Genomic DNA, 15436 nt, shown 5'->3' on the forward strand with positions numbered 1-15436 from the left:
TGTGAAGGCCGTCGTCATGGCGGGCGGGGAGGGGACACGGCTCCGGCCGATGACCGCGAACCAGCCCAAGCCCCTCCTACCCGTGATCAATCGGCCGATCATGGAGCATGTGCTTCGCCTCCTGAAACGGCACGGCTTCACCGAGACGGTGGTCACCGTACAGTTCCTGGCCGCCCTGGTCCGCAACTACTTCGGCGACGGCGACGAGCTCGGCATGAGCCTGTACTACGCCACCGAGGACACCCCGCTCGGCACCGCGGGCAGCGTCAAGAACGCCGCCGACCGGCTCCGCGACGACCGCTTCCTGGTCATCTCCGGCGACGCGCTGACCGACATCGACCTGACCGACATGATCCGCTTCCACCGCGAGAACGGCGCGATGGTCACGATCGGGCTCAAGCGCGTCCCCAACCCGCTGGAGTTCGGCATCGTCATCGTCGACGACCAGGGCAGGGTGGAGCGTTTCCTGGAGAAGCCGACCTGGGGCCAGGTCTTCTCCGACACCGCCAACACCGGCATCTACGTGATGGAGCCCGAGGTCCTCGACGAGATCGCGGCGGGGGAGTCCGTCGACTGGTCGGGCGACGTGTTCCCGAGGCTGCTGGAGCGCGGCGCCCCGCTGTACGGCTACGTGGCCGACGGCTACTGGGAGGACGTCGGCACCCACGAGAGCTACCTCAAGGCCCAGGCCGACGTCCTGTCCGGCCGGGTCAAGGTCGACATCGACGCCTTCGAGGTCTCGCCGGGCATCTGGGTGGCGGAGGGGGCCTCGGTCGACGCCGACGCCATCCTCAAGGGCCCCCTCTACGTCGGCGACTACGCCAAGGTCGAGGCGGGGGCCGAGCTGCGCGAGTACACCGTGCTGGGCAGCAACGCGGTGGTGAGGGAGGGGGCCTTCCTGCACCGCGCGGTCGTCCACGACAACGTCTACGTCGGGCCCAGCGCCCACCTGCGCGGCTGTGTGATCGGCAAGAACACCGACCTGATGACCGCCGCCAGGGTCGAGGAGGGCGCCGTCGTCGGGGACGAGTGCATCATCGAGGCCGAGGCGTACATCTCCTCCGGGGTCAAGATCTACCCGTTCAAGACCATCGAGGCGGGGGCGGTGATCAACAACAGCGTCATCTGGGAGCCGCGCGCCCAGCGCAACCTGTTCGGCCCCCGAGGGGTCTCCGGGCTGGTCAACGTGGAGATCACCCCAGAGCTGTGCGTACGGCTGGCCAGCGCCTACGCCACCACCCTGAAGAAGGGCGCCTCGGTCATCACCTCCCGCGACTCCTCCCGCGCCGCGCGGGCGCTGAAGCGGGCCGTGATCAGCGCCCTGAACGCCAGCGCGATCAACGTGCTCGACCTGGAGGCGTCCCCGCTCCCGGTGGCCCGCTTCCACACCGCCAGGGAGAACGCCGTCGGCGGCATCGCGCTGCGCACCACCCCCGGCGACCCGCAGAGCGTCGACATCGTCTTCATGGACGAGCACGGCGCGGACCTGTCGCCGGCGGCCCAGCGCAAGCTGGACCGGGTCTTCTCCCGGCAGGAGTTCCGCCGCGCCTTCCCCGGGGAGATCGCCGAGCTGAGCTTCCCCGCCAGGGCGGTGGAGGACTACACGCACGAGCTGCTGCGCCTGGTGGACATCAGCGGGGTGCGCGACGCCGACATGAAGGTCGTGGTCGACTGCGCCGGAGGCACCTCCTCCCTGGTGCTGCCCAGCCTGCTGGGCCGGGTCGGGGTGGACGTGCTGACCGTCAACAACCGGCTGGACGACGCCTCGCCCACCGAGACCCTCGCCGAGCGACGCCGCGACCTGCAGCGCCTGTCGGAGCTCGTCAGCTCCTCCAGGGCGGCCTTCGGGGTCCGCTTCGACCCGGTGGGGGAGCGGGTCGCCCTGGTGGACGAGATGGGCCAGCTGATCAGCGAGGAGCGCGCCCTGCTGGTGGTGCTGGACCTGGTCGCCGCCGAGCGGCGCGGCGGCAGGGTGGCGCTGCCGGTCACCACCACCCGGGTGGCCGAGCAGGTCTGCCGCTTCCACGGCGTCCAGGCCGAGTGGACCTCCACCGCGATCGACGCGCTCACCGCCGCCGCCAGGGGACCAGAGATGATCTTCGCGGCCGACGGGCGCGGCGGTTTCATCGTGCCCGAGTTCGGGCCCACGGTGGACGGCCTGGCGGTGTTCCTGCGCCTGCTGGGCCTGGTCGCCAGGACCCGCCTCTCGCTCAGCCAGATCGACGCCAGGATCCCCGAGGCCAAGCTGCTGCGCCGGACCGTGCCGACCCCGTGGGCGGCCAAGGGCGCCGTGATGCGCTCGGTCATCGAGGCCGCCGAGCACTACCGCATCGACACCACCGACGGGGTCCGGGTCGTCGCCGAGGACGGCAGCTGGACCCTGGTGCTGCCCGACCCGACGGAGGCGGTCACCCACCTGTGGGCCGAGGGGTTCGACGTCGACTCCGCGCAGACCCTGATCGAGCACTGGGCGCGGGTGGTCGAGGAGGCCGCGGGTGGCTGACGGGCCGGTTGGGACCGGCTGGTCGAGGGGGCCGTGGGCGGCTGGCGGGCCGGTTGGGGCCGGGCCCGGCGGCCGGGGCCGGGAAAGGGCGTGGGCGAGGGTTCCAGGCCGCGCGGAGAGGCGCCGGGAGGGAGGTTCCGGAGGGCGCGGAGAAGCACCGGGATGAGACTCCGGGCCGGGTGGGAAGGCGCAGGGAGGGAGGCTCCGGGCCGAGCGGTTGCGACAAACACAGCGCGGCGCCATGGACCGGAGACAGTACCCCACTGTAACTTTGTCACCGACCGTACCCGCGGTTCAGCGTCAACCTTGACCTTCGCGCCTCATCACTGTATGTTGCGGCATTCGCAGTCCGAGAAAACACTTGAGAAGCGAAGAAGCGAGGCGCGCATCACTGAGCACCGTTGCCGCGTCTTCGCGGTAGGAGGCCGAGCCGATCGATGCCGAGCGTCTACTGCACGCAGTGCGGTCATGCCAATCCTGAGGATGCCCGTTTCTGTTCACGATGCGGGTCGCCGCTTACCAAAGCCGAGACCCCCGGAGACAGCACATCGACGATCTCCCTCTCCGGGATCGAGGCCTACGAGGCGGAGACAGGTGAGACGCTTCTCGCCGAACGGCAGGCCGTCGAGCAGTTGCCCCCGGGCACCGCGCTGCTGGTGGCGATGCGCGGTCCCAACGCCGGCAGCCGTTTCCTGCTCGACAGTGATCTCACCACCGTGGGCCGCCACCCCGAGAGTGACATCTTCCTCGACGACATCACGGTCTCGCGCCGTCACGTGGAGTTCTACCGGCGCGGCGGCGGGGTCTTCACCGTCCGTGACGTCGGCAGCCTGAACGGCACGTACGTGAACCGCGAGCGCATAGAGGAGGTCCCGCTGTACGGCGGGGACGAGGTGCAGATCGGCAAGTTCCGCCTCGTCTTCCTCACCCGCGGTGCCGCTGGAGGATGATGAGCTCGCAGGCCGCTCGTGCGCACATGAGCATCGGGGAGGTGCTCGCTCTCCTGCAGGGCGAGTTCCCCGACGTCAGCATCTCCAAGATTCGTTTCCTGGAGGGCGAGGGGTTGATCGAGCCGGAGCGCAGTCCCTCCGGCTATCGCAAGTTCACCTACGCCGACGTCGAGCGGCTCCGCTACATCCTCAGCGAGCAGCGTGACCGCTACCTGCCGCTGCGAGTGATCAAGGACCACCTGGAGGCGGCCGACCGCGAGGAGCGCCCGGCCGCCCGGCCGCGCGCCGTCCCCGACGACGCGCCTCCCGAGATCCGGCTCACCCGCGAGGAGCTGATCGCCGCCGCCGAGCTCGACGAGGAGACTCTCGCCGAGCTGGAGGACTACGGTCTGCTCGCCGCCGTGGCCCGCTACTACGACGCCGAGGCGCTGGCCGTGGCCCGCAGTGTCGGAGCGCTGGCCGCCTTCGGCCTGCGCGCCCGCCACCTGCGGGCGGTCAAGGCCGCGGCCGAGCGCGAGGCGGGCCTGGTGGAGCAGGCCGTCGCCCCGCTGCTGCGCCGCCGCGGGCCGGGCGCGATCGACCAGGCCGACGAGACGGCGAGGGAGATTTCCGGCCTGCTGCTGGAATTGCACGCCTCGCTGCTGCGTTCCGGCGTTCGTGGGGCCCTGGGCCGGTGAGAACCTGACCAGGCACTCGTACCCCCACGAGTGTTACGTTGAACAAACCGGTCGGAATCCAGCGAAGACGGAGCAGCCCGTGTTGCAGATGGAGGTCGTGGGCGTTCGAGTTGAGATGCCCTCCAACCAGCCGATCGTCTTGCTGAAAGAGACGCATGGGGAGCGTTACCTACCTATTTGGATCGGCATGACGGAGGCCACGGCGATCGCCATGGCCCAGGCCGAGGAACCACCACCTCGGCCGCTCACCCATGACCTGTTCCGCGACGTGCTCGAAGGGCTCGGAGTCCGGCTGAGCACGGTCAACATCGTCGCCCTGCGCGACGGCATCTTCTTCGCCGATCTCGTGTTCTCCAACGGGGTGGAGGTGAGCGCGCGTCCCTCGGACTCGATCGCCTTGGCACTTCGCACCGGCGCACGTATCTTCGCGAGTGAGGACGTGGTCAGGGAGGCGGGGGTGATCATCCCCGACGACCAGGAGGACGAGGTGGAGAAGTTCAGGGAGTTCCTTGACACGATCACGCCCGAGGACTTCGGTCGCGCGGGGTAGGAATTTCGGTGCATTTACGCTTCACGACGCGCCGGGTGGGGTCGTTGACTGGACTTGGCCCCAGTCCTACGGTGCAAGTGAAACCCGCGGTCGTGCGTAAACCCCCAGATCAGGCCGTGGGATGAGAGAAAGCCGGAGGTCCGCGTGGCGGTCAGCAGCGGCGAGGGTAGAAACGCCGATCAGGATGACCCGGAACGGCGCCAGTCGGCACGTCAGCGCGCGGGTGAAGAGGGTCTGCTGTTCGACGGGCAACCGGTGAAAGTGCCCGCCGACATCGGCTACCGGGGCCCGACGGCCTGTTCGGCGGCCGGCATCACCTACCGGCAACTCGACTACTGGGCGCGCACCGGCCTGGTCGAGCCCACCGTGCGAGCCGCTCACGGCTCCGGCTCCCAGCGGCTGTACGGTTTTCGCGACATCCTGGTCCTCAAGGTCGTCAAGCGGCTCCTCGACACCGGCGTCTCCCTCCAGCAGATCCGCATCGCCGTGCAGCACCTGCGCGACCGGGGCGTCAACGACCTGGCCGGGATCACCCTGATGAGCGACGGGGTGAGCGTCTACGAGTGCACCTCCCCCGACGAGGTCATCGACCTCCTCCAGGGCGGTCAGGGAGTCTTCGGCATAGCACTGGGACGGGTGTGGCAGGAGGTGGAGGGCTCCCTCGCGGATCTGCCCGGCGAACGTGCGGAGTCGGGCGAGGGCCCTTTAGGCGATCATCAGGCCGATGAACTGGCCCGCCGTCGCAGAGCACGACGAACCGGGTAAACTCGGACTTGCCACTGACCCTGTGCGGGAGAGACCCCGACCGCGATCGGGGCGCCGAAGGAGCAACCTCCCCGGAATCTCTCAGGCACCCGGTACCGCACGGACGAGGCAACTCTGGAAAGAAGGCGCGCTCGCCAGGCGCGACTCACCGACGGTGCAAGCCTCCCGTCAAGGGCAGGTGAAGCTCTCAGGTCACGACCCGTGAACGACGGTCGTGATGACAGAGGGGGAGACCAGGCATACGCCCGCGCCCAGCGCCGGTCTCCACCCCCGTCCCGGGAGGCTTCACCAATGACCGACCTGTCATCGCTCAGCGAGCTCAGCTCCCCGCCGTTCGCGACCCGCCACATAGGGCCGGACGACGCCGGCCAGACCCGCATGCTGGAGGCGGTCGGATTCGCCTCCGTCGCCGACCTGGTCGCGGTGGCCGTACCCGAGGCGATCCGCTCCTCGGGGCGCCTCAGCCTGCCCCCGGCGGCCGGGGAGTCCGAGGCCCTCGCGGAGCTGCGGGTCCTCGCCGGGCGCAACACCGTGCTCACCTCGATGATCGGCCTGGGCTACCACGACACGATCACCCCGGGCGTCATCCGCCGCAACCTCCTGGAGAACCCGGGCTGGTACACCGCGTACACGCCCTACCAGCCGGAGATCTCCCAGGGCCGCCTGGAGGCCCTGATCAACTTCCAGACCGTCGTCTCCGACCTGACCGCCCTCGACGTCGCCGGGGCGTCCCTGCTGGACGAGGCCACCGCCGCCGCCGAGGCGATGACCCTGGCCCGCCGCGCGGGCCGCAGCCCCTCGAAGGTGTTCGTGGTCGACGCCGACGCGCTGCCGCAGACCAAGGCGGTGCTGCGCACCCGCGCCGAGCCGCTCGGCATCGAGCTGGTCGAGAGCGACTTCACCGCCGAGCTTCCCGAGTGCTTCGGGGTGCTCGTGCAGTACCCCGGCGCCAGCGGCAGGGTCCGCGACTTCCGAGCCATCGCCGACGCCGCCCACGCGCGCGGCGCCCAGGTGGTCGCCGCCGCCGACCTGCTGGCCCTCACCCTGCTGGCCGCGCCCGGCGAGCTCGGCGCCGACATCGCGGTCGGCTCCTCGCAGCGGTTCGGCGTCCCGCTGGGCTTCGGCGGCCCCCACGCCGCCTACATGGCGGTCCGCGACGGCCTTCAGCGCCAGCTGCCGGGCCGCCTGGTGGGCGTCTCCCAGGACGCCGACAGGCGCCCCGCGTACCGGCTCGCGCTCCAGACCCGCGAGCAGCACATCCGCCGCGAGAAGGCCACCAGCAACATCTGCACCGCGCAGGTGCTGCTCGCCGTGATCGCCGGCATGTACGCCGTCTACCACGGCCCCGAGGGCCTGCGCAGGATCGGCCGGCGTACCCACCGGCACGCCGTCGTGCTCGCCGAGGGCCTGCGCCAGGGCGGCGTCGAGATCGTGCACGACACCTTCTTCGACACCGTGCTCGCCAGGGTGCCCGGCCGCGCCGCGGGGGTCGTCGCCGCGGCCCGCGAGAACGGCGTCAACCTGCGCCTGGTCGACGCCGACCACGTGGGCGTCACCTGCGACGAGAAGACCGAGCTCCTGCACCTGGAGCAGGTCCTGGCCGCCTTCGAGGTCAGCGGCACCGTGCTGGCCGACCTGGACGCCGCCGCGCACGACGCGCTGCCCGCCGCGCTGGCGCGCGTCAGCGACTACCTGACCCACCCGGTCTTCCACAGCCACCGCTCCGAGACGGCCATGCTGCGCTACCTGCGCAGGCTCCAGGACAAGGACATCGCGCTCGACCGGTCGATGATCCCGCTGGGCTCCTGCACCATGAAGCTCAACGCGACCACCGAGATGGAGCCGATCACCTGGCCGGAGTTCGCCGGGCTGCACCCCTACGCGCCCGAGGACCAGGCCGCGGGCTACATCGAGCTGATCGGGGAACTGGAGCGCTGGCTGGCCGAGGTCACCGGCTACGACGCCGTGTCGCTGCAGCCGAACGCCGGCTCCCAGGGCGAGTTCGCCGGGCTCCTGGCGATCCGCGCCTACCACACCGCGCGCGGCGAGTCGGGCCGCGACGTCTGCCTGATCCCCTCGTCCGCGCACGGCACCAACGCCGCGAGCGCCGTCATGGCGGGCATGCGCGTGGCCGTGGTCGCCTGCGACGACCAGGGCAACGTGGACCTCGACGACCTCGTCGCGAAGATCGACAAGCACCGTGAGCAGCTTGCCGCGATCATGGTGACCTACCCGTCCACGCACGGCGTGTACGAGGAGACGATCGTCCGGATCTGCGAGCTGGTGCACGAGGCAGGCGGGCAGGTCTACGTCGACGGCGCCAACCTCAACGCGCTGGTCGGCCTGGCCAGGCCGGGGGAGTTCGGGGCGGACGTCTCCCACCTCAACCTGCACAAGACCTTCTGCATCCCGCACGGCGGCGGCGGCCCCGGCGTCGGCCCGGTCGCGGTCCGCGCCCACCTGGCCGACTACCTGCCCGGCCACCCGCTGCGCGAGGGCACGGCCGTGGGCCCGGTCTCGGCCGCGCCGTACGGCTCGGCGGGCATCCTGCCCATCTCCTGGGCCTACATCCGGATGATGGGCGCCGACGGCCTGAAAGCGGCCACCGAGCAGGCCATCCTGTCGGCCAACTACCTGGCCCGCAGGCTCAGCCCCCACTACCCGGTCCTCTACACCGGCCGCGGTGGCCTCGTCGCCCACGAGTGCATCGTCGACCTGCGCCAGATCACCAAGGAGACCGGGGTGACGGTCGACGACGTGGCCAAGCGCCTCGTCGACTACGGCTTCCACGCCCCGACCATGTCCTTCCCCGTGGCGGGCACGCTGATGATCGAGCCGACCGAGAGCGAGGACCTGGCCGAGCTCGACCGGTTCTGCGAGGCGATGATCGCGATCCGTGAGGAGATCGCGAAGGTCGCCGCCGGCACGTACGACAAGACCGACAACCCGCTGCGCAACGCCCCGCACACGGCCGACAGCCTCGTCGCCGACGAGTGGGGCCACCCCTACACTCGCACCGAGGCGGCCTACCCGCTGCCGTCGGTGCGCGAGGGCAAGTACTGGTCGCCGGTCCGCCGCATCGACCAGGCCTACGGCGACCGCAACCTGGTCTGCTCCTGCCCTCCCCTGGAGGCGTACGAGGACTGATCCCCGCCAAAGCCCGGCGGGGCCGAAAGCCCGCGCGAACCGCGATATCCGAGGGGAATGCGGGAGGACGGACGGCGCCCCGAGTCGTTAGGCTCGGGGCGTCTCCGTATCCGGAAGGATCCTGCATGCCTGAGGTGGACACCCGTCCCTTGGACGCCGCGCGAAGACTGGCCGAGTCGGGCGATCTCGACGGCGCCGCCACGATCTTCGCCGAGCTGGTCGCCGACCCCGACGAGCCCGACCGGGCCCAGGCGGCGGTGGGTCTCGCGGTGGTGCTGGAGGAGAGCGGAGACGTGCCGGGCTCCCGCGCGGCCGCGCGCACCGCGCTGGCGACCGGGCACCCGGAGTTCGCCGCCCAGGCCGCCTGCCTGCTCGCCGGGAGCTTCGAACGGGAGGGCCTGGCCGACCAGGCCCGCGCCGCCTGGCAGGCCGCGCTGGGTGTCGGCCACCCCGCCTACGTCCCGCCGGCGCACATGGCCCTCGCCAGGCTCGCCACGGGCGAGGAGGAGGCCGAGCGGTCGCTGCGCGACGCGCTGGCCACCGGCGACCCGGAGATCGCTCCCCGTGCCGCCCAGCGGCTGGCGGAGGCGCTCCTCGAGGAGGGCGAGCCGGGGGAGGCCGCCCAGGTGCTCCTGGAGGCGCTCTCGGTGCCCGACGTGGCCGAGGTGCCGAGACTGCGGGTGATGCTCGGCATCGCTCATCTGGAGCTGGCCTGCGCCGAGTTCTCCGGTGCGATCGAGGAGGGCGGAGACGTCGAGACCGGCGCGCTGGCCATCGAGCTCCTGGCCCGCACACTTCCGCTCAGGGGACGTGACGAGGACGCCGAGCGCGTGTGGCGCTACGGTCTGGACAGCGCCGACGAGGATCTCGCCGGCGAGGTCCGCCTGCGCCTCGACCGGGATCTCTGAGGCCCTGGCACCTCTGCGGCCGAGGCGCGGTGCGCCGGGTGGGCCCGGCGGGTGTCAGTCGCGCTCCCGCCAGCGGCTCAGGGCGTGGGCGAAGTTGATCGCGACGATCCCGCCCCAGGCCAGCAGCAGTCCGGCGGTGCCGGAGGTCTGCGCCGCGATGGCGGTCAGCGGGATCCCGATGCCCATCGAACCGAGGGCGATCGGGATCGAGGAGTTCGTGTTCTTGCGCGGCTTGACCTTCGGTGCCCCGGCTGCGTGCATCTCGGCGCGTACCCGGTGGGCGATGGTCGCGTCGAGGCGTGACACGAACGACTCGATGAGCGCGGTCTCGTACTCCGGGCCGAGGTCGCGCCGGGCCTCGACGGTGGCGCGCATGTCCTGGCGGATATCTTGATAGTCCTGCACGCTTCGATTGTTCCTTCCACCCGCCCGCCGGGCATCAGTCGTTAGGACGATATCCGTGTCCACCTCCGAGCCCACCTCTCTCGCGCCGGCGTCCGCCCCGGGGACCGGGCCGGGGTCCCGGCACCCGGCGGGCGCGGTCCAGCCCGTGGAGATCGCGACCCCGCACGGCCCGGCCCTGGTGGAGATCGACGAGGTGGCCGCCCCGCGCTTCCTGCTGGTACTCACCCACGGCTCGGCCGGGGGAGTGGACGCCCCCGACCTGCTGGCCGTGCGGGACGCCGTGACGGCGATCGGCGGGACGGTCGCACGGGTGCTCCAGCCGTTCCGCGTGCGCGGGGCCCGCGCGCCGGGGTCGGCGGTCAAGCAGGACGAGGCGTGGGAGACGCTGGTGGCCGGGTTGCGCGGGCGCTATCCGGGGCTGCCGCTGGCGCAGGGCGGGCGGAGCAACGGGGCCAGGGTCGCGTGCCGTACGGCCGGGAGGGTCGAGGCCGTCGCGGTCGTCGCGCTGGCGTTCCCGCTGCACCCGCCGAGGAAGCCGGAGCGGTCACGCGCCGACGAGCTGCGCTCGGCGGGCGTGGACGTGCTGGTGGTGAACGGAGACCGTGACCCGTTCGGCGTGCCCGAGGCGGCGGACGCCGCGCGCCTGGTGGTGCTGCCGGGGGAGGGTCACGACCTCGGGAGAAATCCCGCCAGGGTGGGCGAGGTGGTCGCCGAGTGGCTCGGCGCGAGGATGCGGCCGGGCTCGGTGAACTCGCTCAGCGTGACCGGTCGGGGGTGACGGGCCTCAGACGACGCCGGCCAGTGGCCGGTGCGGCTCGATGACGGCACCGTCCGGGAGGAGCTCGCCGGTGTCGTCGAACAGCACCACACCGTTGCAGAGCAGGCTCCAGCCCTGCTCGGGGTGGGCCGCCATGGTGCGGGCGGCTTCGCGGTCCAGCGCGTCGGCGGACGGACAGGACGGCTCGTGCGGGCACATCGGCGTGCCTCCGGATCTCTCGTGTCGGCTCGCCCGGGTCATGCCGGGCACGGGTGGGTATCGGACATCCGGCGGCACCGTCACCGATGGGTCTCCGTTCCCACGTATGACGGGGACGAGCATCTGAATGTTGATATATGGCCATGCGACCCCCGTAACAGAACGAGGAGCGCACATCAAGCAGATCAAGTGTGCGATCAATCGCACCTCGGCGACATAGCCCGTTAGGACTGTTTAAGAACTGGTAGAGGGTCAGTCCGGCAGGGCTTTATCAGGGGATGTGACCTATAACACAGCATGCCTCATATAAGGATATTCGACCAAGTGCGACACGCCGCCCGGCGGGTAAACGATCGGTTACAAGTTTCTGACGTGCGCCGATACGGGCTTTCCCAACCCCTGGCCGCCCCTTACCGACACTGTGTGCTCACTGTGTGCTCACTGCGCGCTCACCGTGCGCCCAGGCCGGCCAGGAGCGCGTCCAGCCCGTGCTCGAAGTCGGTGTCCGCCCCCGGGCTGCCGCCGCCCCTCGACGGGGGGCGCCAGGGCTCGTCCTCGTCGCCCGGGTCGCCCTGGGGCTCTGCCCAGCCCGACTGCTGCACCTCCACCGCCACCGCGCCGAAGACGTAGGCCCGCAGGGCGCGTACCGCCCCCGCCGGGTCGGCCAGGCCCGCGTCGGCCAGCTGGTCGGTCTGCTCCCTGATCGCGATCGCCGCCCTGCCCCTGGGGGGCTTGGTCAGGGCCAGGGCCAGCACCCCGGGATGCTCCCTCAGCGCCGCCCGGCTCGCCCGGCACCAGGCCCTCGCGCTCTCCTGCCAGCTCTCGCCGGGCTCGGCGTGGACGGTGGTGACGTGCTCGGCCAGCGCGTCCATGAGGGCGTCCTTGCCGCGCGGCAGGTGGTGGTAGATGGCCATCGCCTCCACCTGGAGCGCGTCACCCAGCCGCCGCATCGTCAGGCGCCGGAGCCCCTGTCCGTCTGCGATGTGGAGGGCGGCGTCGATGATGCGCTCCCTGGAGAGCGGGACGGGCGGTCGCTTGGCAGGCATGGGAGGCATCCTGCCACCGCGCACCTTACTGCGTAAAGGACGGCGCGCCGGACGGAACGGACCTCTCCCGGCGACGCCGCCGCCCGGCGAGCCGGGCCGCTCCGGGAGAGGTCCGGTCCCTGAGTGTGTGGGGTGGGGGCGGAGCGCGTAGGCTACGAGCGGTGATCTGCCGGAGGAGACCCGGCGACCGGCGAGAGAGGGAAGAAGATGGCGTTTTTCCGACCGCGCGTGAGCCGGGAGGCGGAGGTTCGTCACCACGCTGACCAGGAGGTCGGGAAGAGCTTCCCCGAGTTCCTGGAGAAGGCGCGCCAGGCCGAGGCCGAGGTGCGCCGGGCCCAGGCCGCCGCGGCCCCCGTGCAGGAGCTGCGCGCCGCCGGGCTGGCCTTCGACGGGGCGCTCACCGAGGCCCTGCGCGCGGCCGAGGCCAACCAGCGCGCGACGTTCGGGATCAAGTCGTACGACGACCGGATCCGCCGCCGCAAGGGCAGGGCCACCCCCAAGGGCGCCGAGTGGACCGCCGAGGTCAACCGCCTGCGCACCCTTCGCGAGCAGAACCGGCTGACCGGCATCCCCCGGGTTCCGCGCCCGGTCACCGCCTCCGCCCGCTGATCCCCACCCCTGATCCTCACCCGCGGGGCCTCTCCCCGCGGGTCTTCGGGTTACGGGCTCAGCGGGTGGCGTGCGCGGCCGAGGAGGCGAGCAGCCGCCGGACGCGGGCGGCGGGCAGGACCGCCGCGCACCGCTCGGCCGCATAGGTCTGGGCCATCCGGTGGTGCTCGGCGGAGAAGTCGGCCACCCCGTCGGCCACGAAGAACACCTCCACATCGCCCATGAAGGCGTCGCAGGCCGTCATCAGGCAGCCGATGTGGGCGTAGATGCCGGTGACGATGAGCTGGTCGCGGCCCTGTTCGGCGAGCAGGGTGCGCAGCGGGGTGCGGTGGAAGGCGCTGTAGCGCCACTTGGTCAGCCGGATGTCGTCCGGGCCGGGGGTGAGCGCCGCGACGATCTCCTGGGCGCTCGGGTCGGTGCCGACCCCGGCTCCCCAGAAGTCCTCCAGCAGGCCGCGCTGGGCCGAGGTCTGTCCGCCGGGCTGGGCCGAGTACACCACCGGGACGCCGAGCTCCCAGGCCGTCTCGCGGAGATCCGTGATCGCCGAGACCAGTTCCACGATCGGCGAGGTTCCCGGCGCGAACGCGTTCACGAAGTGGTTCTGCATGTCGTGGACGAGCAGCACCGCCCGGCGGGCGTCCGGTGTCCAGGAGACGCGGTTGACGGGCATCTCGTCCTCGCGGGGCATCGGATAGGGGGTGATTGCGGGTATGGCCACGACTGCCTCTCCTTCTGCTTTCTCTCGGCGTCTCGACGTGCTGGGGGTCACACCTGTCCTCTCCCGGGCTTCTCCCCGGTGACGGCGACGGCCTCCATGCCGGAGACCGTGTCCGCGTCCAGGTCCAGGTCCACATCGAGGTCCGGGGCCAGGCCGAGGGCCTGCAGGAGGGTCCGGAACTTCGCGGAGGTCTCGGCCAGCTCCTCCTCGGGGACCGAGCCCGTGACGATCCCGCCACCGGCGAACAGCCGGATGCCGCCGCCGGTCACCTCGGCGCAGCGGATCGCCACCGCCCACTCGCCGTCCCCCGAGGCGTCGCACCAGCCGACCATGCCGGTGTAGAAGCCCCGGTCGAAGGGTTCGATGCCGGCGATCGCGGCGCGCGCCGCGAGGGTGGGCGTCCCGCAGACCGCGGGGGTCGGGTGCAGGGCGACGGCGAGGTCGAGCGCGGTGGTGCGCGGGTCGGCGAGCCGCCCGGTGATCCTGCTGGACAGGTGCCACATGGTCGAGGTGCAGATCAGCGACGGCTCGGCCGGGACGCTCAGCGCCCGGCAGTGCGGGGCGAGCGCGGCGGCCACGGCCTGGACCACGACCGCGTGCTCGTGCTGCTCCTTGGCCGAGCAGAGCAGCGCCGCCGCGCGGCGGCGGTCCTCCACGGGGTCGGCGCTGCGCGCGGCGGAGCCGGCCAGCGGGTTGGCGACGACGGCGGGCCCGTCCCTGGAGACCAGCAGTTCGGGGCTGGCGCCCACCAGGGTCCGCCCGCCGGGCAGGTCGACGGCGAAGACGTGGCCGTGCGGGTCGCGGACCGCCAGGCGCCGGACCATCGCGGCGACGTCGACCGGCTCAGGCCTCGTCAGCTCCAGTGACCTGGCCAGCACCACCTTCTCCACCGCGCCCGTGCCGAGCAGTTCCAGGACACGTCGTACGCCCTCCAGATGGCCCGAGGGGGTGGGGACGGGGGTGATCCGCCACGGCGGTCGCGCGCCCTCGCGGGGTGGCGGCTCGCCGGGGACGAAAGGGTCGGCCCAGCGGGCGCGCACCGGGGTGATCAGCCGTGCCGCGGCGGGGTCGTCGAACGGGATCGCGCCGAGGACCAGGTCGCGGTGCTCGCGCACGCGCTCGGCCAGCTCCCGCATGGTCCAGGCGGGCGCCACCACGTCGGCGACGCCCCCGGCGAGAAGGGTGTGCCGGGGAGAGGAGAAGATCGATGAGGAACCCGGCCGGTACTCATCGAGAAGTTCGGTGGCGCTGACCGCCTCGTATGCGATAGTCAAGGCTGACCTTTCGGGGGATCTCAGGCCCTGAGCGTGGCGCCGCCGTCCACGTACAGGTCTTGCATGGTGATGTGCCGGGAACGGTCCGAGGCCAGGAAGATCACGGCTTCGGCGACGTCCTGGGGGTCGGCCAGCCGGCCCAGCGGGATGCCCACGCGGTAGGAGGAGAGGTCTCCCATGAGCGCCGCGTGGGGATCGAGCCCCGCCTGCATGGCGGTGTCGGTCGATCCTGGCGAGACCACGTTGCAGCGGATGCCGTGGCGGGCGAGCTCCAGCCCGGCACACCGGGTGAACATGACCGCGGCGGCCTTGGACGCCGCGTACGCCGCCATGCCGACGCGTGGCACGCCCGCGGCGTTGGAGGCCACCGTGACGATCGTCCCGCCGCCGCGGGGGATCATGCGGCGGGCGACGGCGCGGACGGTGTGGAAGACCCCGCCGGCGTTCACCGCGAACACGTGGGCCCAGTCGTCGGTGCCCGTCTCGGTCACCGCGCCGGTGCGCAGCACGCCCGCGACGTTGACCAGGACCCCGATCGGTCCCAGCTCGTCCTCGATCCTTCCGACGACCGCGTCCACCTGTTCGGGGTCCGTGACGTCGGTGTGGTGTCGGGTCACCGGTTCCCCGTGGTCCTCCCAGGGCCCGTCGCGCACGTCGACCCCGGCCACGACCGCCCCGGCGCGGGCGAGGGTCGCCGCGACGGCGGCCCCGATGCCTCCGGCGGCGCCCGTGACGAGAGCCACCGTCCCGGAAAGCCCGGGATGGTCTTGCCTATCGATCACACGCACCTCACTGATAAATTTAGGTTAGCCTTGCCTCACTTACCCCGACTGTCGAGAGTGCGGCGGATAGGAGTCAAGGTGATCTAGCTCCTGATGATTAGGCATCTTGACATTGTCGTCAATGGG

15 protein-coding genes and 1 riboswitch are annotated in these 15436 nt (G+C 71.6%); of the genes, 9 read left to right on the forward strand and 6 right to left on the reverse strand.

What is annotated here, in order from left to right; translation table 11 throughout:
• Position 1 precedes the first annotated feature (1 nt).
• From OG587_RS26000 to OG587_RS26030, 7 genes are all read left to right on the forward strand, one after another.
• Positions 2-2503 (forward strand): mannose-1-phosphate guanyltransferase, encoded by a 2502-nt coding sequence (locus OG587_RS26000; protein ID WP_329079679.1) that lies wholly within the window; start codon positions 2-4, stop codon positions 2501-2503.
• 437 nt (positions 2504-2940) lie between these two features.
• Complete coding sequence (locus tag OG587_RS26005) at positions 2941-3453, forward strand: FHA domain-containing protein (RefSeq protein ID WP_329079681.1); 513 nt, start codon at positions 2941-2943, stop codon at positions 3451-3453.
• Positions 3454-3479: 26 nt separating this feature from the next.
• A complete protein-coding gene (gene ftsR, locus OG587_RS26010) occupies positions 3480-4130 on the forward strand; it encodes a transcriptional regulator FtsR (protein WP_443075230.1) in 651 nt (216 codons plus the stop codon).
• A gap of 79 nt (positions 4131-4209) precedes the next feature.
• Complete coding sequence (locus tag OG587_RS26015; RefSeq protein WP_326639501.1) at positions 4210-4680, forward strand: bifunctional nuclease family protein; 471 nt, start codon at positions 4210-4212, stop codon at positions 4678-4680.
• A 144-nt stretch (positions 4681-4824) separates the two neighbouring features.
• Positions 4825-5445, forward strand: coding sequence for a MerR family transcriptional regulator (locus OG587_RS26020; protein ID WP_329079685.1), 621 nt, complete (start codon positions 4825-4827; stop codon positions 5443-5445).
• 15 nt (positions 5446-5460) lie between these two features.
• Positions 5461-5553, forward strand: a riboswitch (glycine riboswitch).
• Positions 5554-5736: 183 nt separating this feature from the next.
• Entirely contained in the window at positions 5737-8592 is a 2856-nt protein-coding gene (gcvP, locus tag OG587_RS26025) for an aminomethyl-transferring glycine dehydrogenase (RefSeq protein WP_329079687.1), read from the forward strand.
• Positions 8593-8717: 125 nt separating this feature from the next.
• Complete coding sequence (locus tag OG587_RS26030) at positions 8718-9500, forward strand: tetratricopeptide repeat protein (RefSeq protein ID WP_329079689.1); 783 nt, start codon at positions 8718-8720, stop codon at positions 9498-9500.
• Positions 9501-9554: 54 nt separating this feature from the next.
• Here the strand turns inward: OG587_RS26030 and OG587_RS26035 are convergent, their stop codons facing one another.
• Positions 9555-9905, reverse strand: a complete 351-nt coding sequence (locus OG587_RS26035) for a hypothetical protein (RefSeq protein ID WP_329079691.1) — start codon at positions 9903-9905, stop codon at positions 9555-9557.
• Between the two features lie 145 nt (positions 9906-10050).
• Between OG587_RS26035 and OG587_RS26040 the strand changes: the two genes are divergently transcribed.
• Positions 10051-10683 (forward strand): alpha/beta hydrolase family protein, encoded by a 633-nt coding sequence (locus tag OG587_RS26040; RefSeq protein WP_329094019.1) that lies wholly within the window; start codon positions 10051-10053, stop codon positions 10681-10683.
• Between the two features lie 6 nt (positions 10684-10689).
• Here the strand turns inward: OG587_RS26040 and OG587_RS26045 are convergent, their stop codons facing one another.
• A complete protein-coding gene (locus OG587_RS26045) occupies positions 10690-10881 on the reverse strand; it encodes a DUF5999 family protein (protein WP_329094021.1) in 192 nt (63 codons plus the stop codon).
• Between the two features lie 449 nt (positions 10882-11330).
• Complete coding sequence (locus OG587_RS26050; RefSeq protein WP_329079694.1) at positions 11331-11927, reverse strand: TetR/AcrR family transcriptional regulator C-terminal domain-containing protein; 597 nt, start codon at positions 11925-11927, stop codon at positions 11331-11333.
• Positions 11928-12134: 207 nt separating this feature from the next.
• On the opposite strand from OG587_RS26050, the gene OG587_RS26055 reads away from it, so the two are divergent.
• Positions 12135-12536, forward strand: a complete 402-nt coding sequence (locus OG587_RS26055; protein ID WP_329079696.1) for a hypothetical protein — start codon at positions 12135-12137, stop codon at positions 12534-12536.
• 58 nt (positions 12537-12594) lie between these two features.
• On the opposite strand, the gene OG587_RS26060 is transcribed toward OG587_RS26055, so the two are convergent.
• Genes OG587_RS26060 through OG587_RS26070 form a run of 3 tightly spaced genes read right to left on the reverse strand, consistent with a single transcriptional unit; the run spans position 12595 to position 15310 of the window.
• Positions 12595-13254, reverse strand: a complete 660-nt coding sequence (locus tag OG587_RS26060; RefSeq protein ID WP_329079697.1) for an isochorismatase family protein — start codon at positions 13252-13254, stop codon at positions 12595-12597.
• A 47-nt stretch (positions 13255-13301) separates the two neighbouring features.
• Positions 13302-14528 (reverse strand): isochorismate synthase, encoded by a 1227-nt coding sequence (locus OG587_RS26065; protein ID WP_329079699.1) that lies wholly within the window; start codon positions 14526-14528, stop codon positions 13302-13304.
• A gap of 20 nt (positions 14529-14548) precedes the next feature.
• Complete coding sequence (locus OG587_RS26070; protein ID WP_329079701.1) at positions 14549-15310, reverse strand: 2,3-dihydro-2,3-dihydroxybenzoate dehydrogenase; 762 nt, start codon at positions 15308-15310, stop codon at positions 14549-14551.
• Positions 15311-15436: the final 126 nt, after the last annotated feature.

The sequence above is a fragment of the Streptosporangium sp. NBC_01469 genome (assembly GCF_036227305.1).
Classification (GTDB): domain Bacteria; phylum Actinomycetota; class Actinomycetes; order Streptosporangiales; family Streptosporangiaceae; genus Streptosporangium.

Bases quoted from the DNA above. Each gene is read 5' to 3' on its own strand.
- OG587_RS26005 (WP_329079681.1), top strand. From the start codon at position 2,941: ATGCCGAGCGTCTACTGCACGCAGTGCGGTCATGCCAATCCTGAGGAT.
- ftsR (WP_443075230.1), top strand. From the start codon at position 3,480: ATGAGCATCGGGGAGGTGCTCGCTCTCCTGCAGGGCGAGTTCCCCGAC.
- gcvP (WP_329079687.1), top strand. From the start codon at position 5,737: ATGACCGACCTGTCATCGCTCAGCGAGCTCAGCTCCCCGCCGTTCGCG.
- OG587_RS26030 (WP_329079689.1), top strand. From the start codon at position 8,718: ATGCCTGAGGTGGACACCCGTCCCTTGGACGCCGCGCGAAGACTGGCC.
- OG587_RS26045 (WP_329094021.1), bottom strand. From the start codon at position 10,881: ATGTGCCCGCACGAGCCGTCCTGTCCGTCCGCCGACGCGCTGGACCGC.
- OG587_RS26050 (WP_329079694.1), bottom strand. From the start codon at position 11,927: ATGCCTGCCAAGCGACCGCCCGTCCCGCTCTCCAGGGAGCGCATCATC.
- OG587_RS26055 (WP_329079696.1), top strand. From the start codon at position 12,135: ATGGCGTTTTTCCGACCGCGCGTGAGCCGGGAGGCGGAGGTTCGTCAC.